Below are 26232 nucleotides of genomic sequence, written 5' to 3'. Positions count from 1 at the left end.
CGGCGGTGGGCGCACGGCAGGGCTGGCGGCTGACCAGGACTCTGGTCTCGCCGCCCGGAGGCAGCAAGGACTGGGTGGACCTCGCCAAGGGCGTGGCCATCCTCGCGGTGATCCTCTACCACTGCATGCTCTTCCAGCGCTCCGTCGGCCTGGACGTCGGCGGCATGGGGCGCCTCAAGACGGTCCTCGAGATGCTGCCGATGCCTGTCTTCATCGCGCTGGCCGGCATGTTCCACGCCCGCGTGGTCGAGTGGACGCTGGGCGACACGTGGAGGCGCCGCCTGCTCGGGTACGCCTACCTCTACCTCGTCTGGTCCGTGGTCCGGTTCGCCTTCTACGCGCTCGTGCCCAACGTGCGCGGTGACGGCGCGGGTGCCACCGCGCAGGAGCCGCTGTACCTGCTGCTCGCCCCGGTGTGGCCCACCAGCAGCTACTGGTTCATCTGGGCGCTGTTCGCCCTGACCCTGCTGCTCTGGCTGGTGCGCGGTGCCGCCGCAGTCCCCGTCGTGTCCGTGGCGGCGGCGGTCTCCGCCCTCGTCTCCGCGGGGCTCATGACCTCCACCAACGTCGGGTGGGATCGGGTCCTCGAGTACGCCGTCTACTTCCTGGCCGGAGCGCTCTGGTCCAAGCAGCTCTTCACGGCCGTGAGCCGCTCCCCGTGGTGGACGCCTCTGGCGGGCCTGGCCGTCTGGGGGACCTTCGCGGCGGTGGCCGCCTACGTGCCCTACGGCTCCCGCGTCCCGGGTGTCGCCATGCTCGGGCAGGTCGGCGCCGTGGTGGCCTGCTGCACCGCGGCGCGCCAGCTCGTGAGGCTGCGGCCGCTGTCCTGGCTCTCCTACCTGGGAGCGCGGAGCCTGCACCTCTACCTCGTGCACATCTTCGTCATCGCCGTCCTGTGCGCCGTGCTCGTGGCCCTCCGCGACCGCGGCGCACTGCCGCTGGGCCCGCTCGCCGTGCTCGCCGCCATGCTCGTCACGGTCACCCTGCTGTCCGTGCTCCTCGGGCGGGTCCTGAGCCGCTTCAGGTGGCTGTTCGTCCCCCCGCGGGCCCTCACCGGCCGCAAGCGGCCCCCAGCCGCACCGTCCGCCACTTCCTCGTCCGCCCCCGCGCCGAGAGCGGCTTCCCCCCGAAGGACCTCGTGACCCACTTCCTCCACCGCGCTCGCGACGGCGACCGCGGCATGGCGCGCCGCGTGCTCGTCCTCGCCACCGCTGCCCTCCTGGGCCTCAGCACGGCGTGCACCGAGCCTCCGCCTCCGCAGCTGCTGCCCGGGCGCACGCAGGAGTCGACCGTCGTGGTCGACGAGGACGTCCCGTACCGGGAGGTCGAGGGCGACCAGCTCGTCGCCGACGTGTGCCGTCCCAAGGACCAGTCCGGACCGCTGCCCCTCGTGCTGCTCCTCCACGGCGGGGGCTTCTCCCAGGGTGACAAGTCCAACGTCAGGAAGCTGTGCGAGCGGCTCGCCGACCGCGGCTACGCGGCCCTGGCCATCCAGTACCGGCTCCTGCCCGACGTCTTCCCAGCACAGGTCCTCGACGCCTCGGCGGCGCTCGGCTGGGCGGCGACGCCCGACGTGTCGCAGCGCTACGGCTTCGACACCAGCCGCACCGCGGTGATCGGCAGCTCCGCGGGTGCGATCATCGCCGACTCCCTGGCCGTCGGCATGGGTGACCCACCGGTCGTGCCCCGCGCTGTCGTCGCCCTCTCCGGAGCGACGGACTTCACCGGCACCCTCGCCTCCCCGGACGGGGCCTCGGCCGCCAGCGCGAAGATCGCGACCGAGTACATGGGCTGCAAGGACCTCAGCAGGTGTTCCGCCGCCCGCGAGGCGTCGCCGGTCTTCCGCGTCACGGCCCAGAGCTCGCCGCTCCTGCAGGTGATCGGGTCGGACGAGCTGGTCCCGCTCGACCAGGCCCAGGTCATGGACCAGGCCCTGGCGCAGGCGGGGGCGCAGCACCAGCTCGTCGTCGTGCCCGGGGCCAAGCACGGCCTCGAGCTGCTCGACAGCGACACCACCTCGGCGCTCGACGCCTTCCTCGCCGACCACCTCTGACGGCCCTCGCGCCGCGCCGACTCCGACCACGCACCCCAGCAGAGACAGGACGACCCATGGACATCAGCAGCGCACTGCGCACGGCACGGCGCCTGTGGATCGCCGTCGTCGCCCTCGCCCTCGTGGGTGCAGGCGTCGGCGCGCTCGTCGCCGGGCTGACGCCGGCCAGGTACTCCTCGAGCACCAGCCTGTACTTCGCCTACGACGCCCCGGCTGACGCCGCGCCCAGCGACCTCGTGCAGGCGAACAACTTCGCGCTGCAGAAGGTCTTCTCCTACCAGCAGCTGGTGGTCAGCCCGCGCGTGCTGGACGGTGTCATCTCCGACCTCGGGATGAACACCACGGCCGAGGACCTCGCCGAGGACGTGAGCGTCTCGATCGCCGAGAACAGCGTGGTCATGACCATCACCGCGCAGGCGGCCAACCCGCAGGACGCCGCGGTGCTGGCGCAGAGCGTGGCCGACAACCTCGTCAAGGTGGTCGTCGACCAGCTCGAGGCGCCGGCCAGCGGCGGCACCGGACCGCTGCGCGCCGAGGTCATCGCTCCCGCCAGCGAGGGGGAGAGCAGCCGCCCAGCCGGCATCCTGCTGGGCCTGCAGCTCGGCCTGTTCGGTGGCCTCGTCGTCGGCCTGGCCCTCGCCGTCCTCCTGACGTTCCTGGACCGCCGCGTCCACAGCCGTGCCCAGCTGGAGGACGAGCTGGGCCTGCGGGTGCTCGCGGGCGTCCCGGTGCAGCGCCGACCCTCCGCTGTCGAGGTGCTGCAGCAGCCGACGAGCCCCACGGCGTCCGGATACCGCGCAGCCGCGTCGTCGCTCCTGCTGGACACCAGCGTCGCGGACGCGAAGGGACTGGCGGTGCTGGCCAGCACCGAGCGCGAGGACTCCGCCGAGGCGGCGTGCAACCTCGCTGCGTCCGTGGCCGCGGCGGGCTTCAACGTGCTGCTGCTGGACGCCGATCCCGGCAACCACGGGGTCACGACGCGCTTCGAGCTGGACGGCGTCCCCGGTCTGGTCGAGAAGCTGGTGGACGGCGCAGACGTCGGTCCCACCGCCACCAGCGTGCCGGGCCTGCGCGTCATCCCCGTGGGGCGGACCGAGGGCCTGGGGGGCCGGAGCCTGCCCGCCGCGGCGTTCACCGAGCTGGTCGAGGACCTCTGCGGGACCGCGGACCTGGTGCTGGTGTCGTGCCCGCCGGTGCTGGGGGGCGCCGGCTACAGCCTCACCGCATCGTCGTGCGGAGGGGCGCTCCTCGTGGTGCGCGCTGGTGCCGTGACCACGCCGCAGGTGCGCGCCGCGATCGCCGACCTCGAGGAGACCGGACTGGCTCCTGTCGGGACCCTGGTCACCGACATGCCGACCCGCGGTCCTGACTCCGACCCGGCCGTGCGCGCGCTGGCAGGGCGGCGCCGGTGACCGCGGCGCCCCCTGGGAGGGACATCACCTTCGTCGTCACGTCGCTGCACGGCGGCGGCGCGGAGGCGGTGGGGCGTGCGTGGATGGGGTGGCTCGCCTCCCGCGGGCACCGCGTCAGGGTCCTGGCGACCTCGCGGAAGCAGGCGCCGGGCCACCTCCCGGAGGGCGTCCAGCTCGACCACCTGGTCGGCGGGCACGCCCAGAAGGTGGCCCAGCTGCGTCGGGAGCTGACCCAGCAGCCCTGCGACGTGGTCCTGGCCATGCAGTCCTACCCCAACCTCGTGGCGGTCGCGGCGGCCACGGCGCTGCGGCGGCCGCAGCGGCCGGCGGTGCTGGTCTCCGAGCGCAACCTCGTCACCCCGGGGTTGGTGGGCGCGCGGATCGGTCACCGCGCCAAGCACCAGCTCACGCGCATGGCGTACCCCCGCGCCGATCGCGTGATCGCCATCTCCCACCCCGTGGCCGCTGAGCTCCTCGCGGGTGCGGGGGTCTCTCCGGAGCGCTGCGTGGTGGTGGCCAACCCGGCGGCCGCCCTCACGAGCGGTCGGCCCGCGCGACGCGGCGCGGGGGGCGGCGGGACCCTCGAGGTGGTCCTCGCGCACCGCATGGTGCGCCAGAAGCGCCCCCTCCTCGCGGTGGCGGCGGTCGCGGAGCTGGTGCGCCGCGGTCGGCCGGCCAGGCTCGTCCTCTTCGGAGACGGCCCGCTGGCGGGTGACGTGGACCGAGCTGCGCGCGAGGCGGGCGTCGAGCTCGAGGCCCGCGGCTGGGTGGAGGACTGGACCGGCGAGTGCAGCGAGGGTTCGGTCCACCTGCTCGCCTCGGCCCGAGAGGGCTTCGGCAACGTGCTCGTCGAGGCCGCGGTCGCCGGCATCCCGTCGGTGGCCGTCTCAGGGGCGCTCGGCGTCGCCGACGCCCTGGTGCCGGGCATCACGGGCCAGCTGGCCCTGGAGAGCACGCCCACCGCTCTCGCTGACGCCCTCGAGGAGGCGAGCAGGCTCCGGCTGGACGCCGACGTCGTCGGTGCCTGGGCGGAGCGGTTCAGCCTCAGGTCGAGCGGCACGGCGCTCGAGAAGGTCATCGAGGGTGCCGTCTCGGGCAGGCGGGCCGCCGCGTGAAGGTCTTCGCGTCCGCAGTCGGACAGCACGACAACCTCGGCGACACCGTCTTGCGGCGCGCCTTCCTCCGCACGGTCAGGCGGGCCGGCCAGCTCCACGTCTACGTGGGCAGGCCTGGAGACGACCAGGTCAGCGCGTTGGGCCTCGAGGCTGACGACGTCGTCGTCCGCACGTCCTCGGAGTGGCGTGCGGAGCTGCGGCGGACCCTGGGCCGCACTCCGGCGCTCTACTCCTTCGACACGGGGGAGAAGGAGCTCGAGCGTCGCTTCGCCCTGCGCTACCTGCGCACAGCGCCGCTGCTGGTGGCCAACCGCTTGCGCGGAGGCGCCTCCGTGCACCTCGGCGTCGGTCTGCGGCGAGCGACCCCGTGGCGCTACCCGATGGCAGCAGTGCTGCGGCTGTGCCAGGAGGTAACCTGGCGCGACGAGCACTCGCACCGCTGGATGGGCGTGGGACGGACGGCTCCGGACTGGGCCTTCCACGAGGGCGCGTCCACCGAGGAACTCCGCGCCCAGCACCCGCGCGACGTCCTCGCGGTGGCCCTGCGCGCCAGCCTCCCTCACGACCGCCGGCCCGAACCCAGCAGCGAGTGGGCCCACGAGGTCGCCGCTGCCGCGGGCTCGCTCGGGCTGCGCCCGGTGTTCACGGCCCAGATCGGTCGGGACGGCGAGCTCGCGAGCCGGCTGGCCGACGCGGTAGGGGCTGAGGCCATGACGTGGGGGTCTGCGCACCACGGGGAGATGGAGGCCCGGCTGCGGCCGCTCTACCGCCGCAGCGCCGTCATCGTGAGCGACCGCCTGCACGGATTGGTCATCGCCGCCACCGAGGGCGCGTCCCCGCTCGCCCTGAGCTCCGGGCCGCTGGACAAGGCGACCCGGACGCTGGCCGCCGCAGGGCTCAGCGAGGCGTCGGTCCAGCACTCGCCCACGAGCGGTGCCGCTGTCGCTCGCGCCCTGGAGGGGGCGGTGGGACGTCGGTCGCGGGTGGTCGAGAGCGTGATCGCCGCCCGCCGCGAGCTGGACCGGCTCAGCGACGCCGTCGCCGCCCTCGGGGCGCGGGCGTGATGAGCACCACGCCGCAGGTCAGCGTGGTCCTCCCGGTCTTCGACGACGAGGAGCACCTGCCGGCAGCGCTGGAGCGCCTGCTGCGCCAGCGCAGCGTCGACCTCGAGGTCGTCGTCGTCGACGACGGCTCCCGTGACGGCTCCCTGGCGGCTGCCCGCGCCGTGGCAGCTCGCGAGCCGCGGGTGAGGGTGGTCGCCCTGCCCGAGAACCGCGGCGTGGCCCGCGCGCGCGAGCGGGGCGTGGCGGAGAGCCGTGCGGAGCACGTCTGGTTCGTCGACTCCGACGACGACTGGCCCGACGACGCCGCCGCGACGCTCCTGGACACCGCCCGGTCGTGCGATGCCGACGTGGTGGTGGCGGCGGCGGTGCAGGACGCCTCGGGCACGGGCGCGAGCCGGGCGGCGCGGCGCCTGTCACCCCCTCAGGAGGGTGGGTCCGTCTCCGGCGAGCGGGCCCTGCGCTGGGCCCTGACCGGTCGCATCACCGGGCACCTGTGGAACAAGCTCTTCCGCCGGGAGCTGCTGCTCGCGGTGGAGGTGGTCCCCGCGACCACCCAGTCCGACCTCCCCACGGTGCTGGGGGCTCTCGCGCGAGCTCAGCGCGTCGCCTTCACCGGCGCCGTCGTGTACGAGTACCGGCTCCGTCCCGGGTCCGTCATCACCAGCGCCCGACGGCGCGCTGCTTCCCTCGCGCTCATCGGCCCTGCCGTCGAGCGGGCCCTGGTGCACAGCGCTCCTCACCTCTCGGGGTCACCGGAGCACCGGTACTTCACCACTCGGTACCTGCTGCTCTCCGGCATCAAGGACGCGCTGAGCGGCGCCTACCCGCCGGACGAGTCCGCCCGCGCTGCGAGCGCACTGCGCCGCCAGATCGGGTGGCAGGAGCTGACGGCGGTCGGTCGGCAGCGCGACCCGAGGCGACTCGCCCTGGCCGCGGCGGCGCGCGCGAGCCTTCCCCTCTACAGGAGGCTGCTGCGCGTCGCCGCGCGCTGAGCCGTCGCCTCGACGTCCCGTCAGTTCTGGCAGGGGCCGCTGTACGCGCCCGCCGTCGCCCCCGTCAGGTAGTTGTCGCACCCGACGATGGCGCCCTTCGGAGGGGGCGAGCCCGGGTTCTGCAGCAGGACGCCCCACCCCGGCGCGTCGACGGCGCCGGTGTTGCCGACGACCGAGTTGTCGTGCCCCCACTCACCGCCCTGCCGCATGAGCATGTAGCCGTTGTTGACGGCGCCCGAGCCGTCGTTGCCGCGGACGAGCCAGTCGTTGCCGGTGACGAGCACCCAGGCCCTGGCGCGCGAGCCCGGCTGGTGCCCGCGGAGGGTGTTGCCCTGGATGATGCCGTCCGACGTCCCCATCTTCGCCTCGATCGGCTCTGCTCCCGCGTCGGTGATCGTGTTGGCCACGACGGCCACGCGTCGTGTGGTGTCGGGTTCCCCACCGGTCACCTCCTCCCACCGGCGGTCGGAGGTCCCGACGTAGACGCCCTCACCGAAGGCGACGTCCTCGACACCCGTGTCCTGGATGCGGTTCCCCCGCACCACCACGTCCTCCGAGAAGCCGTAGACGTGGACGCCCTCGTACCCGATGTCCTGGACCGCCAGGCCGGTGACGACGACGTCGGAGCTGCCCTTGACGAAGACTCCGTGCAGCGCTCGGGTGACGGTGAAGCCGCTGACGCCGACGTGGCTGGCCGAGTCGATGCGCAGCGCGGTGCCCGAGCTGGTGCTGCCGTTCTCGAGGACCGCCCCGCGGCCGCCGCACAGCCACACGGGCGCCTGTGACGTGCCCTTGGCCGAGAGCCGGAAGGGGCCGCGGTAGGTGCCGTCAGCGAGCCGGATGACGTCCCCCGGGCGCGCTCCCGCGAGCGCTGCGGTCAGCTGCTCCGCGGTGCGCACCAGCGTGCCCGGCTTCGCGGCCGCAGCGGGGCAGGTGCTGGACAGCAGGGGCGCGAAGGAGGCGAGGGGGTCGGCGGGCACGACGGACGACGTGGGCAGGTCGACGGGGCGCCGCAGCTCGGCCGTCGCTGCGACTTCCGGGTACCTCGCCTTCACGGCGTAGGTGTAGGTCTTGCCCGCCGTGAGCCCGGCGTCCCGGAAGCGGGTCTGCGAGATGAGGTCGGAACTCACCCTCACCCAGCCCTCGGGTCCCGCTCCGACCTGCTCACGCGTTCCCGGCGCTCGGAAGAGGTCGTAGCCGACCGCGCCCAGCACCGGCGTCCACGACACCTCGGCCCCGTCGGACCAGGGGGCGGTGGTCAGCTGCACCTCGGCGTCGGTGGCGACGCCCTGCGCAGCCACCGCGTCGAGCTCGACGGGGCTGGTGGGCACCCCTCCTGAGGACGCCTGCGGCGCGGAGCTGGCGGCGAGGACGCTGAGGACGACGGTGGCCAGCGCACCGACGCCGACGCCCACCAGCGGTCCTCGCGCGCGGCGCGCGCGCCGCGCCCGACGGCTGGGGGAGCGGCGCGTCGCCGTCGGTGCAGACGCGTGCCTGCTGCGGTCCACGGGGCCTCCTTCGACACGGACGGCGCTCCGCAGACCGTGTGTCAGTTGCGCACGGTCACCGGGACTGCCGCCGATGTGGTGGTGTTGCCTGCGGCGTCCGCCGCGACTGCCGTGATGCTGTAGCTGCCGTTGGCGAACTTGGAGGTGCTGATCGTCAGCCTCCACAGGCCGCCGGACAGCACGCCGGACCCGGCGAGACGGCCGCTGGCGTAGAACTTCACCGACGTGACCCCGACGTTATCGGACGCCTGCGCCGTTGTGGTGACGCTTCCCGAGATGACGGCACCGGCCGCGGGTGCGGTGATGGTGACCGCGGGGGCTGTGGTGTCAGCGGTGGCGTTGGCGACGGTGGCGCTGACGGCGGTGCTGGTGGTGGTGTTGCCGGCGGCGTCGCGGGCGGTGGCGGTGATGCTGACCGGGCCGTTGGGCAGCGTGGTGGTGTCCAGGCTGGCGGTCCAGGTGGTGCCGGTGCCGCTGGGGGCGGTGGCCGCGACGGTCTTGGTGGTGGTGCCGGCGGTGGCGGTGAAGGTGACCGCGGTGACGGCGGTGTTGTCGGTGGCGGTGGCGCTCAGGGCGCTGGTGCCGCTGAGGGAGGCCCCGGCGGTGGGCGCGGTCACCGACACGGTCGGTGCGGCGGTGTCGGCGTTGGCGACGGTGGCGCTGACGGCGGTGCTGGTGGTGGTGTTGCCGGCGGCGTCGCGGGCGGTGGCGGTGATGCTGACCGGGCCGTTGGGCAGCGTGGTGGTGTCCAGGCTGGCGTTCCAGGTGGTGCCGGTGCCGCTGGGGGCGGTGGCCGCGACGGTCTTGGTGGTGGTGCCGGCGGTGGCGGTGAAGGTGACCGCGGTGACGGCGGTGTTGTCGGTGGCGGTGGCGCTCAGGGCGCTGGTGCCGCTGAGGGAGGCCCCGGCGGTGGGCGCGGTGACGCTCACGGTCGGCGCGGTGGTGTCCGTCACGACGGGCGCCGGTGCCCACCGCGGGATCTGCGCCAGGAAGTCGGGCTCGGCGAAGCCGGGCGTCTGGTGCCCGAGCGAGTGCGCCCGCATGGTGGCCTCCTTGGCCACCGGCGTGGCCAGGGAGAGCAGCGCGAGGCCGTGCTGCTCCGGCGGGACCGTCCGGTCGCTCGAGTCGGGCTGCGAGACGACGATGCGCATCGTCGACCCGCTCCAGGCCGCCTGGCCCAGCTTGGCCGGGTTGGCCGCGGCGATGGCCGCGGGGTCGTCGCCGAAGGCGGCGACGATGCTGGCGCGGTCGCGGCCGTCGGGTGCGCTGCCGTAGTAGAGCGCCTCGAGGTCGTACACGGCGTTGACGTTGTACATGCCGGCGATGTTGGGGATCACCTTGGCGCCGAGCGTCCAGCAGGCCAGGGCGCCGCCGCCCGAGGTGGCGCGCAGGACGTTGGAGACCACCGTGTAGACGCCGGCGGCCCACGCGTAGCCGGCCGCCTGGATCGACTGCGCCGTCGGGTGGGAGTAGAGGGTGCCGCCGTCGTTCTGGCAGATCGTCACCACGCCCGCCTCGACGAGGCGCTGGGAGAGGTTGCCGAAGCCGTTCGCGATCGCGTTGTGGTCGCTGCCGGCGCCGTGGTACAGCCACACGAAGCGCACCGGCTGACCCGGCTTCACCGTCTGGGGGACGAACAGGCGCGCGGGGTCGCCCTGGATGCGCACCGTGATGTCGTCGTACAGCACCCCGGTGTTCTTCGAGACCTGGTTGCCGCGCCGGTAGTACTCGCCCGGGAGCTTGGGGCTCGGGCTCGGCGCGGGAGTGGCCGCGCGGGCGGGGGCGACGAAGGCCCCGACGCTCAGGACGGACAGCGCTGCCGTCGTGAAGGTGCGACGCGTCAGCTCCCTGGCGCGGCGGTCGTCACTGCTGTTCACGGTCTGCTTCCCCCCGGGTGGCGCACTGGTCCGACGGGGAGTATGGGGCAATCCGGACGCACTGGGCGACCAGCGTCCACCACCGGCCTAGCAGGGGGGACGTCACTACCCTCGTCCCATGACCCACGTCCTGTCCGCCGTCGCCTGGCCGTACGCCAACGGCCCGCGCCACATCGGCCACGTCGCCGGATTCGGCGTGCCCTCCGACGTCTACAGCCGCTACATGCGGATGGCGGGTCACGACGTGCTCATGGTCTCCGGCACCGACGAGCACGGGACGCCGATCCTCGTGCAGGCCGAGGCGGAGGGCGTCACGCCGCAGGAGCTGGTGGACAAGAACAACCGGATCATCGTCGAGGACCTCGTGGCCCTGGGCCTGTCCTACGACCTGTTCACCCGCACCACCACGCGCAACCACTACGCGGTCGCGCAGGAGCTGTTCGCCACCGTGCACCGCAACGGGTACATGGTCGAGCAGACGACCATGGGCGCGATCTCGCCGTCCACGGGCCGCACCCTGCCCGACCGGTACATCGAGGGCACCTGCCCCATCTGCGGGTACGGCTCCGCCCGCGGCGACCAGTGCGACAACTGCGGCAACCAGCTCGACCCGGTCGACCTCGTCGAGCCGCGCTCGCGCATCAACGGCGAGACGCCGCAGTTCGTGGAGAGCCAGCACTTCTTCCTCGACCTGCCCGCGCTCGCGGAGGCGCTGGGGGAGTGGCTGCACGGACGCGACGAGGCCGGCGCGTGGCGGCCCAACGTGCTCAAGTTCTCCCTCAACCTCCTCGACGACGTGCGCCCGCGCGCCATGACCCGCGACATCGACTGGGGCATCCCGGTGCCGCTGGACGGCTGGCGCGACCAGCCGAACAAGCGGCTCTACGTCTGGTTCGACGCCGTGATCGGGTACCTGTCGGCGTCCGTGGAGTGGGCGCGGCGCTCGGGCGACCCCGAGGCGTGGCGCGCGTGGTGGTCGACGCCGGAGGCGCGCTCGGCGTACTTCATGGGCAAGGACAACATCACCTTCCACTCCCAGATCTGGCCGGCGGAGCTGCTCGGGTACGACGGCCGCGGCTCGCGCGGCGGCGAGCCGGGGGAGTACGGCGCCCTGGAGCTGCCGACCGAGGTGGTCTCGTCGGAGTTCCTGACGATGGAGGGCGGCAAGTTCTCGTCCTCGCGCGGCGTGGTCATCTACGTGCGCGACTTCCTGGCCCGCTACCAGCCCGACGCGCTGCGCTACTACATCGCGGTGGCCGGGCCGGAGAACCAGGACTCCGACTTCACGTGGGAGGCGTTCGTCCGGCGCACCAACGACGAGCTGGTCTCCACGTGGGGCAACCTCGTGAACCGGACCGCGTCGATGATCGCCAAGAACGTCGGCGCGATCCCGGAGGCCGGGGAGCTGACCGACGACGACGAGGCGCTGCTGGCGGCGGTGCGCGGCGGCTTCGCCACCGTGGGCGGCCTCATCCAGGGGCACCGCCAGAAGGCGGCCATCACCGAGGCGATGCGCCTGGCCGGCGAGGCCAACCGCTACCTGGCCGCGCAGGCGCCCTGGCAGCTGAAGAAGACCGACCCGACGCGCATGGAGACGGTGCTGCACGTGGCGGCGCAGGCCGTGGTCGACCTCAACACGCTGCTCTCGCCCTTCCTGCCGCACTCCTCCTCCCTGGTGCACCGCGCGCTGGGCGGAGAGGGGGTGTTCCAGCCGATGCCGGTCATCGCGGAGGTGGACGACCTCGACGGCGGGCCCGGCTACCCCGTCATCACCGGCGACTACTCCTCGGCGCCCGCGTGGGCTCCGCGCGACGTGGTGCCCGGGACGCCGGTGGCGGCGCCCTCGCCGATCTTCACCAAGCTCGACGAGTCGGTGGTCGACGAGGAGCTGGCCCGCCTCCGCGGAGACTCCTGACCCCGGCTCCCGTCTGCTCGGGCGCACTCGCAGCCCACGACGGCCCGCCGAACAGGTCGAAACTCCTCCTCACGTGTCGGAACCTCGCTGGAGGTGTCGGAACTCGGAGTTGGTTCCGACACATCCGGCGAGGTTCCGACGTTCCGGGCGGACTTCCGCACCCTGGGCGAGGGGCGAAGGCGGAGACGGATCTGCGATGACCCTCTGCAGCCTGGAGAAGGCCTTGAGTGACTGCCTGTGGATAGCGCCAGCGGCGTGATCGCGATCTGCTCCACCCTTGATGAGTGGCCCGTCCCCCCGCACCCCTCCCGCCGGCCCTCAGGCGCCGGCCGTTCACCGTCGCGGAGGCGTTGGAGGCTGGTGTGAGCCCACGCAGGCTCCGGGCCGCCGACCTCCGCGCGCCACACCGCGGCGTCCGCGTGAGCAGCTCGCGGGAGTGGACTTCGCTGCTGCGCCTGGAGTGCGCCCTGCTGGCGTCTCCTCCCGGCACCGCGGGAGCTGGGACCTGCGCGGTGGTGGCGTTCGGGTTGCCGACGCCGTTCGGTGCGCCGGACCCGATGGCCGCCGAACCCGTCGTCGCCGTCCGGGGCGAGGTGCAGCCCCCGAGTGGTGCCAGGATCCGCGTGCTCGACGAGCGGCTGCACCCCGAGACCGTGCTGTGGCGGGTGAAGGGGGTGCTCGTCCTGTCGCCGGAGGACCTGTGGGCGGTGCGGTGCGCCGACCTGGACGACGAGAGCGGGATCGCCCTCGGCGATGCGGTGCTGCGGCGGCTGGAGGGTGACAAGGCTCCGATGGTCGCCGCGGTGGAGCGGCTGCCCGTGGAGCAGCAGGCGCGCGCGACGAGGCTGCTCGGGCTGGTGCGCTGCGAGGTGTGCCCGCCGGTCGAGACGCGGCTGCGGCTCCTGCTGCTCCAGGCTGGCGTCCCGGAGGCGAGCCACTACGCGGCGCCCATCCCCAGGGAGGGCAGGGCCGGGATCTGGCCCGACCTCCAGTGGGAGTCGGTGCGTGTGGCTGTCGAGGTGGATGGTCCCCACCACGCCGCTGACACCCAGCACGAGAGCGACATCCGCCGCAACCGCACCACGAAGGACCACGGCTGGACCCAGGTGGTGGTCTCCTCCCGCGAGGTGATGAGGCAGCCGCGCGACGTCGTGCGCTGGGTCGGCGGCGAGCTCCGGGCGGCGGGCCTGCGGTGGTAACCCGGTGCAGGTGGGGCAGGGTGGACGGCGTGCTGGAGGACGCTGACCGCGAGACCGAGGTGGCCGGGCCGCCGGAGCTGCCGGCGGGGTACCCGCCGGTGCCCGAGCCCCTCCCGCTGGCCGGCGGCGCAGGAGCTGTCGACGACCACACCCACCTGGACCACCTCGACGACGACGCGGTGGAGCGCCTCCTCGGGGCGGCCGCCGCCGCGGGCGTGCCGCGCGCGGTGCAGATCGGCTGCGACGCCGCCGCCCGCGCCTGGACCGATCGCGCGGTGCGCCGCTGGCCGCAGCTGCTGGGCGGCGTGGCCGTGCACCCCAACGAGGCGCCGGACCTGGCCCGCGCCGGTCAGCTCGACGCCGCGCTCGCGGAGGTCGAGCGCCTCGCCACCACCAACGACCGCATCCGCGTGGTCGGCGAGACCGGTCTGGACTCCTTCCGCACCGACTGGGACGACGAGGCCGCCCGCCGCGCGCAGCAGACGAGCTTCGCCGCGCACATCGCCATCGCCAAGCGCACGGGTGCGACCCTGCAGATCCACGACCGCGACGCCCACGCCGAGGTCCTCGACGTCCTCCGCGCCGAAGGCGCGCCGGAGCGCGTGGTGTTCCACTGCTTCTCCGGCGACGCGGCCATGGCGCGGCTGTGCGCAGAGAACGGCTGGTACCTGAGCATCGCCGGGACGGTCACGTTCAAGAGCAACCACGCCCTGCGGGAGGCGGTCCGAGCGGTGCCGCCCGTCATCCTCCAGGTGGAGACCGACGCCCCCTACCTCACCCCCGTGCCGCACCGGGGGCGCCCGAACGGGAGCCACCTGGTACCTCTCACCGTCCGGGTGATCGCATCGGAGCTGCGACACGACGAAGACGAACTCGTGGGAATCCTGAGCCAGAGCAGTGAGTACCTCTACGGTCAGTGGTGATGTCCACACCGACCGTCACCCTTCCCCCCGGGTGCGCCACTGAAGAGGCGTGGGAAGGTAAAGAAACCTTCAACCTTCCGCGTCAGCGCAGGCGCGGTCTGGACGAATCGGACGCGTCCGCCTACGGTCGTACCCCGACAGCCGGGATCGGAAACCTCCCGGACGACGACTCCCCCCACGAGTTCGCCCCGCTTCCCAGCCACCACGGGCGCCGTCGGGCCGAGCCGCCGGCGCGCGCACCTCGCCGCCCGGCTGCCGCACGTGAGCGCCGTCCGGTTCCTGTGCCCGGGGACACCGAAGCTAGGGACCTCGTGCGCCTCATCCCCTCCGGCCGGGCGACCCGCATCGCGGGCCAGGCCGTCGTCGTCACCGCCCTAGTCGCAGGAACCGCCGCGTGGGCGGCCAACGACACCACCGTCAACCTCGACGTGGACGGGCAGACCCAGCAGGTCCGCATGTTCGGCACCACGGTCGACGCGGCGCTGTCCGCCGCCGACGTGGAGCTGGGAAGCCGCGACGCCGTCTCGCTGCCCGCGACCGCGAAGGTCGACGACGGCGACACGATCGTCGTGCGGCACGCGCGGCCGCTCACGCTGACGGTGGACGGCAAGACCGAGACCCGCTGGACCACGGCCCTGACCGTGGGTGACGCGCTCTCCGACCTCCAGGTGCGCGCCGACGGCGCCGCCGTCTCCGCCTCCCGCTCCGCGCCGCTCGGGCGCTCGGGGATGGCGCTGACCGTCAGCACGCCCAAGACCGTGCAGGTCACCGTGGACGGCGCCACGACGCCCGTCACCTCCACCGCCACCACCTACGCGGACCTGCTGGCCGACGCGGGCGTCACGCTGGGCGCCGACGACGAGCCCTCCGTGCCGCTGGCCGACGCCGTGGTCGACGGGACCGCCGTGCAGGTGGTGCGCGTGGTGAAGCAGACGGTCACCGAGGACTCGGAGATCCCCTTCGAGACGCAGACCACGGAGTCGGGCGACCTCTACAAGGGCGACACCGACATCACCACCAAGGGCGTCAAGGGCACCCAGGAGACCACCTTCGAGGTGGTCACCAAGGACGGCCAGCAGGTCTCCAAGACCCAGGTCGGCGCGCCGAAGGTCGTCACCGCGCCCGTCACGCAGGTCCAGGTGACCGGCACCAAGGAGAAGCCCGCCCCGGCGGCGGCCCCGGCGGTCGGCGGCGGCTCCGTGTGGGACTCCATCGCCAAGTGCGAGTCCGGCGGCAACTGGTCGATCAACACGGGCAACGGCTACTACGGCGGCCTGCAGTTCTCCGCCGGCACGTGGCGCGCCTACGGAGGGACCGGGCTGGCGAGCAACGCCTCGCGCGAGCAGCAGATCGCGATCGCCCAGAAGGTCCAGGCCGCGCAGGGCTGGGGCGCCTGGCCCTCCTGCACCCGCAAGCTCGGGCTGCGCTGACCGCTCTGAGCACCTCACCAGCTGACGACGGCCTGCTGGGGCCCGCTGACGTGCGGGCCCTGGCGGGCCGTCTCGGCGTGCGCCCGACCAAGCAGCTCGGCCAGAACTTCGTCCACGACGCCGGCACCGTCCGCCGGATCGCCGCCAAGGCCGGCGTTCAGCCGGGCGACGTCGTGCTGGAGGTCGGCCCCGGGCTGGGGTCGCTCACGCTGGCGCTGCTCGCGGCGGGCGCGCGCGTCGTCGTCGTCGAGATCGACGAGAGGCTCGCCGCCGAGCTCCCGGCCACCGTGGCAGCCCGCCGTCCGGACCTCGCCGCCGACCCCGACGGCGGGCTGGCCGCCCACCTGCAGGTCCTCCGCGCCGACGCCCTCGAGGTCACCGAGCTGCCTTCGCTCGCCGGCGACGCCGGTGCCGCTGCCGGGGCCCCGACCAAGCTCGTGGCCAACCTGCCGTACAACGTGGCCGTCCCGGTGATCCTCACGCTGCTCGCGCGGATGCCGCAGCTCGAGCAGGTGCTGGTCATGGTGCAGACCGAGGTGGCCGAGCGGCTCGCCGCCGGGCCCGGCTCGAAGGCCTACGGCGTCCCGAGCGTCAAGGCCGCCTGGTACGCCGAGGCCTCGATGGCCGGTGCCGTGGGGCGGCAGGTGTTCTGGCCGGTGCCCAACGTCGACAGCGCCTTGGTCCGCCTCGTGCGCCGCGACCCGCCGAGCACCGCCGCCTCCCGCGAGGAGGTGTTCGCCGTGGTCGACGCCGCCTTTGGGCAGCGTCGCAAGACGCTGCGCGCTGCGCTGGCAGGCTGGGCGGGCTCGTCGGCCCGCGCCGAGGAGGTGCTGCGCGCAGCCGGGGTCGACCCGACGCTGCGCGGGGAGCGCCTCGACGTGGGCGCCTTCGCGCGGGTCGCGGAGGCCGCCTCGGCAGGGTCCGCTCCGAGCTCGTCCCCCCGAGGTGGGTACATCGCTGAGCGTTAACGTTGCGTGAAGTGGTTCTTCGGCGAGCAGCGATCTGCCAGAGTTGCCCCAGGTTCGTCGAGGGTGCGTCCGCAGGCGGCCGTCGTCAGGCCCCTCGTGGGTGCAGCCACCACTGGGGGAGTCGCATGACGGTACAGGTGCGCGCGGTCCCGACCGACGCCTACTCCTTCCCCGGTCGCATCGCGCGCGTCGCGCCCCCCCGCACGCACTGGGCGCCTGCCTACCGCCGTCGCGTGGTCCTCGCCGACGTGGGCGCCATCACCGTCTCGACCTTCCTCGCCTACCTGCTGCGGTTCGGCAACGCCCACGAGCACCCGGTCCAGGCGCTGCTCCTCCTCGGGGTCGTCCCCGCCGCCTGGTTCGCCGCGCTCTTCGTCTTCCGCGCCTACGAGACGCGCTTCATGGGCCTGGGCAACGAGGAGTACGACAGGGTCCTCCAGGCGAGCGTGTTCACCCTGGCGCTCGTCGGCACCGCGTCGTGGGCCTTCCAGCTGGAGATCGCGCGCGGCTACGTGCTCTTCGCGCTGCCGCTGGGGATGGTGGCGCTGCTCCTCCTGCGCTACGCCATGCGCAAGTGGCTGCACGCCCAGCGCGACCGCGGCCTGCACATGCAGTCACTCCTGGTGGTGGGGCACCGCCAGGGGACCCTAGCGATGGTCCGCCAGATCAGCCGCGCCAGCTACCACGGCATGCGCGTGGTCGGTGTGTGCCTGCCCCCCACCCGCACGGGGCGACCGGGGCCGGAGGAGCGAGCGCTCGCAGCCCTCGGCGTCCCGGTCCTGGGGACCCTCGACGACGTGATCGAGGTGAGCACCACCGCAGACGTGGACGCGGTGGCGGTGCTGCCCACGCCCGAGACTGACGGCGTCTTCCTGCGCCGGCTGGGCTGGGCGCTGGAGGAGACCCACGCCGACCTCTACGTGGCCCCGGCCGTCACCGAGGTGGTGGGGCCGCGGGTGGCGATCCGGCCGGTGTGCGGGCTGCCGCTGCTGCACCTGGAGCGCCCTGAGCTCACGGGCTTCCGCCGCTTTGCCAAGGGCACCTTCGACCGGGTCGCCTCGGCCTGCGGGATCCTGTTCCTCGCGCCGGTGATCCTGGCCATCGCGCTGGCCGTCAAGCTGGACAGCCGCGGCCCGGTGTTCTTCCGCCAGGAGCGGGTGGGCCTGGAGGGCCGCACGTTCGGGATGCTGAAGTTCCGCAGCATGGTGGTGGACGCCGAGGCGCGCCTGCGCGACCTGGCCGCCTCCAGCGAGGGGAACGCGGTGCTGTTCAAGATGAGGCAGGACCCGCGGGTGACGCGCGTGGGTCGGGTGCTGCGGCGGCTGTCGCTGGACGAGCTGCCGCAGCTGTTCAACGTGCTGCTCGGCCAGATGTCGCTGGTGGGTCCGCGTCCGCCGCTGGCGCGGGAGGTGGCCGTCTACGGCGACGACGCGCGGCGCAAGCTGCTGGTCAAGCCGGGCCTGACGGGGCTGTGGCAGATCAACGGCCGGTCCGACCTGGACTGGGACGAGTCGGTCCGTCTGGACCTGCGGTACGTGGAGAACTGGTCCTTCGGGTTCGACTTCATGATCCTCTGGAAGACCTTCGGGGCCGTCGTGCGGAGCCGCGGCGCCTACTGACCCGCGGTGGGGGTCCTGGGCCCCGTGCGCCGTCCCGTAGGGTGCGCGAGGTGACGGCACCGGGGGAGCGGGTGGTCGTCCGAGCCCCCGCCAAGATCAACCTGGCACTGCGGGTCGGAGCCCTCGAGGACGACGGGTACCACGACGTGGTCAGCGTCTACCAGGCCGTCTCGGTCTTCGAGGAGGTCAGCGCCTCCCTCCCGCGCGACGGGGTCACGGGCGTCACCGTGTCCGTGCGGGGCACGGGCGCCGCCTCCACCCCGCTGGACGGGACCAACCTGGCGGTGCGCGCCGCGCACCTGCTGGCCGAGCGCGCCGGCGTGCCCGCCGACGTGGCCCTGTCCATCCGCAAGAGCGCCCCCGTGGCGGGAGGCATGGCCGGCGGCTCCGCCGACGCCGCGGCCGCCCTGCTGGCGTGCGACCTGCTCTGGGGCACCGGCGCCGGCCGCGACGAGCTGGAGCGCATGGGCGCCGAGCTCGGCGCCGACGTCCCGTTCGCCCTCATGGGCGGCACGGCGCTGGGCGTGGGCCGCGGCGACCAGCTGACCCCCGTGCTGGCGCGCGGGGAGTTCCACTGGGTGCTGGCCATCGCCGACGAGGGCCTGTCGACGCCGGCGGTGTACCGCGAGCGGGACAGGCTGCTGGCCGACGCCGGCGAGCAGGCGCCCGCGCTCGACCCGGAGGTGCCGGCCGGTCTGGCGCAGGCGCTGCGCAGCGGTGAGGCCGACGCGCTGGGGGCAGCTCTGGTCAACGACCTGCAGGACGCCGCCTGCTCGCTGCGGCCCGCGCTGCGCCGCGTGCTCGACCTCGGACGCGACCACGACGTGCTCGGGTCCCTGGTCTCCGGCTCCGGGCCGACGGTGGCGCTGCTGGTCCCCGACCGGTCCGCGGCCCTGGAGCTGGCGGTGGCGCTGACGGCGTCCGGGCTGGCCTCCGACGTGCGCCGTGTGACGGGGCCGGTGCACGGCGCCCGCCAGGTCGACGCGGTGGCGCCGTCCCCGTTCCACCCCTCGACGGGCTCCCACCCCACCGTCCGCTGACCGTGCGCTGAGGCTCCTCCCAGGTCGGGGAGGATGGGGGGTGTGGCCCACCTCCTGAACCTCGAGGGCGCGACCGTCATCCACGGTGCGCGCACCGTGCTCGACGGCGTCTCGCTCGGCCTCGACGACGGCGCGCGGGTGGGCGTGGTCGGCCGCAACGGCGACGGCAAGTCCACGCTGCTGCGCGTGCTGGCCGGGAGCCAGGCCCTCGACGGCGGCCGGGCCACCCGCAGCCGGGGCACGACGCTCGGCGTGCTGTCGCAGTCCGACGACCTCGACCCCTCCCACACCGTGCGCCGCGCCGTGGTCGGCGACGTGCCCGACCACGTGTGGGCCTCCGACGCCCGCATCCGCTCCGTGCTCGACGGGCTGCTCGGCGACATGCTCGAGGGCCCCGCAGCGGCTCCCGGGGGCGCCGAGGCGCTGGTGGGACAGCTGTCGGGCGGGCAGCGGCGCCGCGTCGCGCTGGCGCGGCTCATGGCCGGCGACGACGACGTGCTGCTCCTCGACGAGCCCACCAACCACCTCGACGTCGAGGGCGTCGCGTGGCTGGCCGAGCACCTGCGCACGCGCTGGGGCGGCAGCGGGAGCGCGCGCGGTGCCTTGGTGGTCGTCACCCACGACCGGTGGTTCCTCGACGCCGTCGTCGAGAGGACGTGGGAGGTGCACGACGGCGTCGTCGACGCCTACGACGGCGGCTACGCCGCCTACGTGCTGGCCCGCGCCGAGCGCGCCCGCATCGCCTCGGTGACCGCGGAGCGGCGCGACAACCTGCTCCGCAAGGAGCTCGCGTGGCTGCGCCGCGGCGCGCCGGCCCGCACGAGCAAGCCCCGCTTCCGCATCGAGGCCGCCAACGCGCTCATCGCCGCCGAGCCGCCGCCGCGCGACGCGTTCGCGCTGGCGCGCACCGCGACGGCCCGTCTGGGCAAGGACGTCGTCGACGTCGAGGGCGCCTCCCTCGCCGTGGGCGAGGGCGACGGGCGGCGCGTGCTCCTCGACGACGTGACGTGGCGCCTCGGACCGGGGGACCGGATCGGCGTGGTGGGCGTCAACGGCTCCGGCAAGACCACCCTGCTCAAGCTGCTGCTGGGGCAGGTGCAGCCGGACGCCGGACGCGTGAAGCTGGGCAAGACCGTGGTGACGGGCGTGCTCAGCCAGGACCTGCGCGAGCTCGACGCCGTGGCCGACCAGCGCGTGCTGGAGACCGTGGAGCGCGAGGCGACCAGCGTGCTCGACGTGGCCACCGGCAAGGAGCTCACCGCCTCCTCCGTGGTGGAGCGGCTCGGCTTCCCCGCGGCGCGGGCGTGGACCCACGTGCGCGACCTCTCCGGTGGTGAGCGGCGCCGCCTGCAGCTCGCCCGGCTGCTGGTGCGGGGGCCCAACCTCCTGCTGCTCGACGAGCCCACCAACGACCTCGACACCGACACCCTCGCCGCCGTCGAGGACGTGCTCGACGGCTTCGCCGGGACCCTCGTGGTGGTCAGCCACGACCGGTACCTGCTGGAGCGCACCACCGACCGCCAGGTGGCCCTGCTCGGTGACGGCGCCATCCGCGACCTGCCCGGCGGGGTGGAGGAGTACCTCCGCCTGCGCCACGCCGGCGCCGCCACCACCGGGCAGACCACCCTCAGCGACGACCAGGCGAGACCGCGCCAGGACGGCACCGGCTCAGGGGCGTCCGCCGCCGACGCCCGCGCCGCGCGCAAGGAGGTGGCGCGCCTGGAGCGGCAGCTGGCCAAGCTGTCCGAGCGGGAGGCGAAGCTGCACGACGCGCTCGCCGCCAGCGCCGCCGACTACGGCGCCGCCGCCAAGCTCGACGCCGAGCTGCGCGAGCTGCTCTCCGAGAAGGAGGCGCTCGAGGAGGAGTGGCTGGAGGCCGCCGAGACCGCCGGCTGACCTGCGCCGGCTGCTCCGCGCCGGGTCAGAGGTCCAGGCCGCTGGGGCGGAACTTCTGCTCGAGGAAGCGCGACTGCTCCTGCTGGCGCGCCACGTCGGAGCGCAGCACCGCCTCCTGCAGCTGCTCGCAGCCGGTGAGCAGCAGGTCGAGCTGGGTGCGCAGCTCCTCCAGGGGCGTGCGCCCGGAGGAGTTCCTGCTGGTGCGGACGTGCTCGGCGGGCAGGGCGAGGAACGCGTCGACGCTGGCCGGCAGGTGCTCGGTGGCGATCGTCTCCACGTCGTGCCGCACCCGCGGGTCCGAGCCCGGTTCGGACACCTTGGCCAGCAGCGGGAACAGCACGTCGGCCAGCTCGCCCACGAGCACCGCGTCGCGCCGCTCGAAGCGCTCGGAGGCCTCGACGCGGCGCAGCGTGCGGGTCAGCGCCCGCTCGGCGGGGCTCGCGGACAGCGACGGCGGCACGGCGACCGGCTGCTCCGCAGCCGCCGACGGCGCGGCCCCCGGTGCCGGGGGAGCGCTCGCCAGCGCGGCCGGCACGCCGGCGGGGCCCACCGCGTCGGTGCCCCCGCCCGCCGGCAGGCCGCCACGCGCGGTGATGTGCGCCTGGATCTGCCGCCGGCGCTCGCGCCGCAGCTGCTTGCGGTGCTTCTCGTAGGCGCCGTTCGCGGCGATCCACGCGAACATCACCACGAGCGCCGGCCCGGTCAGCCCCCAGGCGAACAGCGCGATCCACGCGCCCAGCCAGGTGAAGCGCACGACGTTGACGACCACCTCCGGCACGAACCTCCCGCTCGGGGTGGTCAGCCCGATCGGCGTGAGCGTCCGCTCGTCGATGCCGTAGCGCTCGATCTCGCGCGCCTCGGCCTCGGCGGCCTTCTCGTCGTCCTTGTCCTCCCGGCTCACCGCGCTCCCCCGCTCACAGGTCCAGCTCCGAGCGCCGCACCTTCTCACCGAGGAACGCCGCCTGGACGCGCAGCTCGCGGGCGTCGTGCTCGTGCACGCGCTCGGTGACCTCGGCGAGCAGGCCCACCATCGAGCGGAGCTGGGCCAGCAGCGCCTCGGTGGGCGTCGGCCCGCCGGCGACGGTGTCGGGCGCGTAGCCGGGCGGCAGCGCGAGGTACTGCCCGAGGGCCGCGGGCAGGTGCTCGCCCACCACGGCCTCCACCTCGTACAGGTCCAGGGCCGGGACCGGGCGACCGCGACCGGCGGCGCGCGCCAGCAGCGGCAGGGCGGCGTCGTGCACCTCGCGCACCAGCGGCAGCACCGCCGGCGGCAGGGCGGTGCCGGCGCGCGCGGCCACGGCCACGAGCTCCTCCAGCCGGAGCTGGTGCAGCGCCGCCCGCTCGGCGGGGTCGCTCGGCTGCGGTCCGCTGGCCGCCGACAGCGCCGAGGACGACGACGCCCCGGTCAGCGGCGGCAGCCACGGGGCCGACGGGTTCGGTGCCAGCTGGGCGCTGGTCCGCAGCCAGCGGGGGTTGGCCGTGAGCCCGTGCACCACGCCCGCGCCCCAGCCACCGCCGGCGACGAGCACGCCCAGCACGGTGGTCCACAGCTCGCCGGCGCTCAGCGCGGTGACCGCGCCGGCCGAGACGCCCAGGTGCAGCGCGGCGGCACCCGCCCACTGCGGACGGCGCGCCTTCCAGCTGATGTACCCGAAGCCCACCCACGGGAGCCCGGCCACCGGCAGCAGGAGCCAGGCCGACTTCCGCGCGCGCCACCCCTGCCGGCGCGCCGCCGTCCCGACCTGCCGGCCGACGTCCTGGGACACCCGGCGCGCCACCTCCCGCGAGCGCTCCCGCAGCTCGGCGAGCTCGGTGAGCTCGGGGCGCTCGGTCCGGTCCGGCGGACCTGACCGGTCGGTGGGCGAGGTCATTGGCGGTCTTCGATCTGGGCCGCCGCGTCGCGCGCCTCCGCCTCGCGCGTGCGGGCGACGTACGAGCGGGACCTCCTCATCTGGCCCTCGAGCGCGTCGACGGTGGTGGCGAGGTTCTCCACGGCCTTCAGCTTGAACGTGTCGATCGCGTCCATGGTGGCGAACACCTCGTCGAAGGCCCGCTGCAGCACCTCCACGTCGACGGTCGCGCTGGCGGCCTGCTCGTGGACCTGCGCCGTCTGCTGCCGCAGCAGCCGCGACGTCGACTCGATGGTCGCGCTGGTGGTGCTGTTGAGGGCGCTGACCTGGTCGAGCACCAGCTGCTGCTGGGACAGGGCCTGCGCGACGACGACGGCGGTGCGCAGCGCCGAGACGGTGGTGGTCTGCGCCCTGTCGACGCCCTTGATGAGCTCGACGTTGTTGCGGCGGACCAGGTCGAGCGCGAGGTAGCCCTGCGCGCTGACGGTGAGCTGCGTCAGCAGGTCCTGGTGGCGCTGCCGGATCGGGAACAGCGCGTCGGCCGTGAGCGCGTCGGCGGCCTTCGGGTCCGTCAGCGACAGCTCGGTGACCTTCTCCTGGGTGGCCGTGTCGAGGGCCCGGGCCAGCACCACGTACTCGGTGAGCTTGCCCATGGTGGCCCACAGCTCGGCCTTCTCCTGCTCGATGGCCGCGTTGTCGCGGCGCAGCGCGTCCTGGCCGCTCGCCAGGGCGCGGATGATCGCGTCCAGCTGGCTCTGCGCGTCCTGGTAGCGGTCGAAGTACCGCTGCACCTTCTGGCCGCCGGGCAGCAGGCCGAACAGCCGGCGCGGCCCCTTGAGGTCGGCGCGTCCCGGGTCGAGCTCGGTGACGGTGCGGCGCAGCTCGGCGAGGGTGTCCGCCACCTGCACCTGCGCGTCGGCGGCGGGGCCGCTGCCCGGCCGCTTCGCGGCACCCGCCGGGCTGGACGAGGGGCGCTGCAGCATCCGGTTGGACACCTGCGAGGAGGCGCGGACCTCCCGGTCACCCATCTTCACGACGTCGTCCAGCTTGCGCTGGAACTCCGGGCTGCGCGGGTCCTTGCCGGCGAGGTCGGCGACGAACGCCCGCGCCCGCTCGGCCAGCGCGGCGCGAGTGGCCGGGTCGAGCGGGACCATCCCCTCGGCCTCGTCCTCCGGGACGGCGGGCACCGGTGCCGCCGGCGTGAGGTCGAGACCTCTCGGGCCCGCCCCGGCCGGCGTGGGGGCTCCCGGGGCTGCGCCCAGGTCCAGCGAGCTGTCCGACGGGTCAGGCATCCGGAGCGACTCCTCCTGCGGCAGGTGCGGTCCCCTCCCATTGTGGACGCTGCTGGCCGCAGGCACCGAACGCGACCGGCCCCGCGGTCCCCGACGGCCCGCTACGGTCGTGACCCGTGAAGGGGATCATCCTGGCCGGGGGCTCGGGGACGCGGCTGCACCCGCTGACCCTGGGCACGTCCAAGCAGCTGGTGCCGGTCTACGACAAGCCGATGGTCTACTACCCGCTGTCCACGCTCATCGCGGCGGGCATCCGGGACGTGCTGGTCATCACCACCCCGCACGACGCCGCGGCGTTCCAGCGCCTGCTCGGAGACGGCTCGCAGTTCGGGGTGGCGATCAGCTACCAGGTGCAGGCCGAGCCCAACGGGCTGGCGCAGGCGTTCGTGCTGGGTGCGGACTTCATCGGCGGCGACACCGTGGCGCTGGTGCTGGGCGACAACATCTTCTACGGGCCCGGCCTGGGCACCCAGCTGGCGCGGTTCGTGGACATCGACGGCGCGTCGATCTTCGGCTACTGGGTGGCCGACCCCACGGCGTACGGCGTCATCGAGTTCGACGCCGCCGGCCGTGCGGTCTCCCTGGAGGAGAAGCCGGCCGTGCCGCGGAGCAACTTCGCGGTGCCGGGCCTGTACTTCTACGACAACGACGTCGTGTCCATCTCCCGGGACCTGCGGCCCTCCGCCCGCGGGGAGTACGAGATCACGGACGTCAACCGCACCTACCTGGAGCAGGGACGGCTGTGGGTGGAGGTGCTGCCGCGCGGGACGGCGTGGCTGGACACCGGGACAGTGGACTCCCTCATGGACGCCGGGGTGTACATCCGCACCATCGAGGCCCGGCAGGGCCTGAAGATCGGGGCGCCGGAGGAGGTGGCCTGGCACCAGGGCTTCCTGTCCGACGAGGAGCTGCGCCAGCGCGCGGAGCCGCTGGTGAAGTCCGGGTACGGGACCTACCTGCTGGAGCTGCTGGAGCGCCGCCACGCCGGGCCGGGCGCCATGACGACGAGCGCGGGGGAGTCGCTGTGAAGCTGCTGGTCACCGGGGGCGCCGGGTTCATCGGCGCCAACTTCGTCCACGCCACCGCAAGGGAGCGCCCCGACGTCGACGTCGTCGTCCTCGACAAGCTCACCTACGCCGGTGACCGCGCCACGCTCGACGCCGTCGCGGACCGGATCACCTTCGTGGAGGGCGACTGCGCGGACACCGCGCTCGTCTCCGAGCTCGTCGGTGGCCTCGGTGAGGACGGGGCGGTGGTGCACTTCGCGGCGGAGTCGCACAACGACAACTCCCTGCACGACCCGTGGCCGTTCGTGCAGACCAACCTGCTGGGCACGTACGCGCTGCTGGAGGCCGTCCGGCAGCACGGCGTGAGGTACCACCACGTCTCCACCGACGAGGTCTACGGCGACCTGCCGCTGGCCGAGCCGGCCGACGACCCGCAGCGGGAGAAGTTCACCGCGGACACCCCGTACAACCCGTCCTCGCCGTACTCGGCCACCAAGGCCGGGTCCGACCTGCTGGTGCGGGCCTGGGCGCGCTCGTTCGGGATCCGCGCCACCATCTCCAACTGCTCGAACAACTACGGGCCGTGGCAGCACGTGGAGAAGTTCATCCCGCGCCAGATCACCAACATCCTCGACGGCGTGCGCCCCAAGGTCTACGGCGCGGGCACCAACGTGCGCGACTGGATCCACGTCGACGACCACAACCGCGCGGTGTGGGCGGTGCTGGGTCGCGGCCGGACCGGCCAGACGTACCTCATCGGCGCGGACGGCGAGGCGAACAACCTGCGCGTGGTGCGGGCGCTGCTGGAGATCGCGGGGGAGGACGCCGACGCGTACGACCTCGTCTCCGACCGCCCCGGGCACGACCTGCGCTACGCCATCGACGCCACCCAGCTGCGCGAGGAGCTGGGGTGGCGCCCGCTGCACTCCGACCTGGAGTCGGGGCTGAAGGCGACGTTCGACTGGTACCGCGACCACGAGGCGTGGTGGCGGCCCCGCAAGGCCGCCACCGAGGCCAAGTACGCCCAGCTCGGTCGCTGAGCAGCCGGTGGCCCCTGCGGACCCGGCGCTCG

The 26232-nt window shown here is 74.0% G+C and carries 21 protein-coding genes; 16 read left to right on the top strand and 5 right to left on the bottom strand.

Annotated features, from left to right (window positions below; translation table 11 throughout):
• Positions 1-5 precede the first annotated feature (5 nt).
• Genes FHN55_RS17890 through FHN55_RS17865 form a run of 6 tightly spaced genes read left to right on the top strand, consistent with a single transcriptional unit; the run spans position 6 to position 6636 of the window.
• On the top strand, positions 6-1142 hold the full coding sequence (locus FHN55_RS17890; RefSeq protein WP_180357929.1) for an acyltransferase: 1137 nt from the start codon (positions 6-8) through the stop codon (positions 1140-1142).
• A complete protein-coding gene (locus FHN55_RS17885; RefSeq protein WP_139713692.1) occupies positions 1139-2053 on the top strand; it encodes an alpha/beta hydrolase in 915 nt (304 codons plus the stop codon). The genes FHN55_RS17890 and FHN55_RS17885 overlap by 4 nt, the downstream gene beginning before the upstream one ends.
• A gap of 56 nt (positions 2054-2109) precedes the next feature.
• Positions 2110-3465 (top strand): hypothetical protein, encoded by a 1356-nt coding sequence (locus tag FHN55_RS17880; RefSeq protein WP_139713691.1) that lies wholly within the window; start codon positions 2110-2112, stop codon positions 3463-3465.
• Positions 3462-4580 carry a glycosyltransferase family 4 protein gene (locus FHN55_RS17875; protein WP_139713690.1) on the top strand — a complete coding sequence of 373 codons (1119 nt, stop codon included), beginning with the start codon at positions 3462-3464 and terminating at the stop codon, positions 4578-4580. Before FHN55_RS17880 ends, FHN55_RS17875 begins: the two co-directional genes overlap by 4 nt.
• Positions 4577-5644 (top strand): polysaccharide pyruvyl transferase family protein, encoded by a 1068-nt coding sequence (locus tag FHN55_RS17870; RefSeq protein ID WP_139713689.1) that lies wholly within the window; start codon positions 4577-4579, stop codon positions 5642-5644. Before FHN55_RS17875 ends, FHN55_RS17870 begins: the two co-directional genes overlap by 4 nt.
• Positions 5644-6636 carry a glycosyltransferase gene (locus tag FHN55_RS17865; RefSeq protein ID WP_139713688.1) on the top strand — a complete coding sequence of 331 codons (993 nt, stop codon included), beginning with the start codon at positions 5644-5646 and terminating at the stop codon, positions 6634-6636. The genes FHN55_RS17870 and FHN55_RS17865 overlap by 1 nt, the downstream gene beginning before the upstream one ends.
• A gap of 20 nt (positions 6637-6656) precedes the next feature.
• Here FHN55_RS17865 and FHN55_RS17860 read toward each other — a convergent pair whose 3' ends face one another.
• Positions 6657-8051 carry a right-handed parallel beta-helix repeat-containing protein gene (locus FHN55_RS17860; protein ID WP_218974802.1) on the bottom strand — a complete coding sequence of 465 codons (1395 nt, stop codon included), beginning with the start codon at positions 8049-8051 and terminating at the stop codon, positions 6657-6659.
• A 134-nt stretch (positions 8052-8185) separates the two neighbouring features.
• Complete coding sequence (locus FHN55_RS17855) at positions 8186-10021, bottom strand: Ig-like domain-containing protein (protein WP_139713686.1); 1836 nt, start codon at positions 10019-10021, stop codon at positions 8186-8188.
• Between the two features lie 118 nt (positions 10022-10139).
• On the opposite strand from FHN55_RS17855, the gene metG reads away from it, so the two are divergent.
• The 8 genes from metG to FHN55_RS17815 all read left to right on the top strand — a co-directional run bounded on the left by metG (position 10140) and on the right by FHN55_RS17815 (position 21011).
• On the top strand, positions 10140-11936 hold the full coding sequence (gene metG / locus FHN55_RS17850) for a methionine--tRNA ligase (protein ID WP_139713685.1): 1797 nt from the start codon (positions 10140-10142) through the stop codon (positions 11934-11936).
• Between the two features lie 419 nt (positions 11937-12355).
• A complete protein-coding gene (locus FHN55_RS17845) occupies positions 12356-13135 on the top strand; it encodes a DUF559 domain-containing protein (protein ID WP_139713684.1) in 780 nt (259 codons plus the stop codon).
• Between the two features lie 32 nt (positions 13136-13167).
• Positions 13168-14058 carry a TatD family hydrolase gene (locus FHN55_RS17840; RefSeq protein ID WP_373995750.1) on the top strand — a complete coding sequence of 297 codons (891 nt, stop codon included), beginning with the start codon at positions 13168-13170 and terminating at the stop codon, positions 14056-14058.
• Between the two features lie 281 nt (positions 14059-14339).
• Positions 14340-15488 carry a resuscitation-promoting factor gene (locus tag FHN55_RS17835; RefSeq protein ID WP_180357928.1) on the top strand — a complete coding sequence of 383 codons (1149 nt, stop codon included), beginning with the start codon at positions 14340-14342 and terminating at the stop codon, positions 15486-15488.
• Positions 15489-15493: 5 nt separating this feature from the next.
• Positions 15494-16456 carry a 16S rRNA (adenine(1518)-N(6)/adenine(1519)-N(6))-dimethyltransferase RsmA gene (gene rsmA / locus FHN55_RS17830; protein WP_139713701.1) on the top strand — a complete coding sequence of 321 codons (963 nt, stop codon included), beginning with the start codon at positions 15494-15496 and terminating at the stop codon, positions 16454-16456.
• Between the two features lie 125 nt (positions 16457-16581).
• A complete protein-coding gene (locus tag FHN55_RS17825; protein ID WP_139713682.1) occupies positions 16582-18075 on the top strand; it encodes a sugar transferase in 1494 nt (497 codons plus the stop codon).
• 50 nt (positions 18076-18125) lie between these two features.
• On the top strand, positions 18126-19115 hold the full coding sequence (locus FHN55_RS17820; RefSeq protein ID WP_218974801.1) for a 4-(cytidine 5'-diphospho)-2-C-methyl-D-erythritol kinase: 990 nt from the start codon (positions 18126-18128) through the stop codon (positions 19113-19115).
• A gap of 33 nt (positions 19116-19148) precedes the next feature.
• Positions 19149-21011: an ABC-F family ATP-binding cassette domain-containing protein gene (locus FHN55_RS17815; RefSeq protein ID WP_218974800.1), complete on the top strand. Its 1863-nt coding sequence runs from the start codon at positions 19149-19151 to the stop codon at positions 21009-21011.
• 25 nt (positions 21012-21036) lie between these two features.
• Here the strand turns inward: FHN55_RS17815 and FHN55_RS17810 are convergent, their stop codons facing one another.
• The 3 genes from FHN55_RS17810 to FHN55_RS17800 are packed head-to-tail and all read right to left on the bottom strand — an operon-like array spanning position 21037 to position 24153.
• Positions 21037-21912 (bottom strand): hypothetical protein, encoded by an 876-nt coding sequence (locus tag FHN55_RS17810; protein ID WP_139713679.1) that lies wholly within the window; start codon positions 21910-21912, stop codon positions 21037-21039.
• 13 nt (positions 21913-21925) lie between these two features.
• Positions 21926-22882, bottom strand: a complete 957-nt coding sequence (locus FHN55_RS17805; protein ID WP_139713678.1) for a hypothetical protein — start codon at positions 22880-22882, stop codon at positions 21926-21928.
• On the bottom strand, positions 22879-24153 hold the full coding sequence (locus FHN55_RS17800; protein ID WP_139713677.1) for a toxic anion resistance protein: 1275 nt from the start codon (positions 24151-24153) through the stop codon (positions 22879-22881). Before FHN55_RS17800 ends, FHN55_RS17805 begins: the two co-directional genes overlap by 4 nt.
• 116 nt (positions 24154-24269) lie before the next feature.
• Between FHN55_RS17800 and rfbA the strand changes: the two genes are divergently transcribed.
• Complete coding sequence (gene rfbA / locus FHN55_RS17795; protein ID WP_139713676.1) at positions 24270-25181, top strand: glucose-1-phosphate thymidylyltransferase RfbA; 912 nt, start codon at positions 24270-24272, stop codon at positions 25179-25181.
• Entirely contained in the window at positions 25178-26200 is a 1023-nt protein-coding gene (gene rfbB, locus FHN55_RS17790) for a dTDP-glucose 4,6-dehydratase (RefSeq protein ID WP_139713675.1), read from the top strand. Before rfbA ends, rfbB begins: the two co-directional genes overlap by 4 nt.
• The last annotated feature ends 32 nt before the right edge of the window (positions 26201-26232 follow it).

This window comes from Streptomyces sp. NP160 (assembly GCF_006335115.1).
In the GTDB taxonomy this organism is placed as follows: domain Bacteria; phylum Actinomycetota; class Actinomycetes; order Actinomycetales; family Quadrisphaeraceae; genus Quadrisphaera.
Note: the sequence above shows the minus strand (reverse complement) of the source record. Positions and strands in the feature narration are given on the sequence as shown.

What these genes read in the sequence shown, in the direction of transcription:
- FHN55_RS17880 (WP_139713691.1), top strand. Translation starts at nt 2,110, where the DNA reads ATGGACATCAGCAGCGCACTGCGCACGGCACGGCGCCTGTGGATCGCC.
- FHN55_RS17865 (WP_139713688.1), top strand. Translation starts at nt 5,644, where the DNA reads ATGAGCACCACGCCGCAGGTCAGCGTGGTCCTCCCGGTCTTCGACGAC.
- metG (WP_139713685.1), top strand. Translation starts at nt 10,140, where the DNA reads ATGACCCACGTCCTGTCCGCCGTCGCCTGGCCGTACGCCAACGGCCCG.
- FHN55_RS17825 (WP_139713682.1), top strand. Translation starts at nt 16,582, where the DNA reads ATGACGGTACAGGTGCGCGCGGTCCCGACCGACGCCTACTCCTTCCCC.
- FHN55_RS17815 (WP_218974800.1), top strand. Translation starts at nt 19,149, where the DNA reads ATGGGGGGTGTGGCCCACCTCCTGAACCTCGAGGGCGCGACCGTCATC.
- FHN55_RS17805 (WP_139713678.1), bottom strand. Translation starts at nt 22,882, where the DNA reads ATGACCTCGCCCACCGACCGGTCAGGTCCGCCGGACCGGACCGAGCGC.
- FHN55_RS17800 (WP_139713677.1), bottom strand. Translation starts at nt 24,153, where the DNA reads ATGCCTGACCCGTCGGACAGCTCGCTGGACCTGGGCGCAGCCCCGGGA.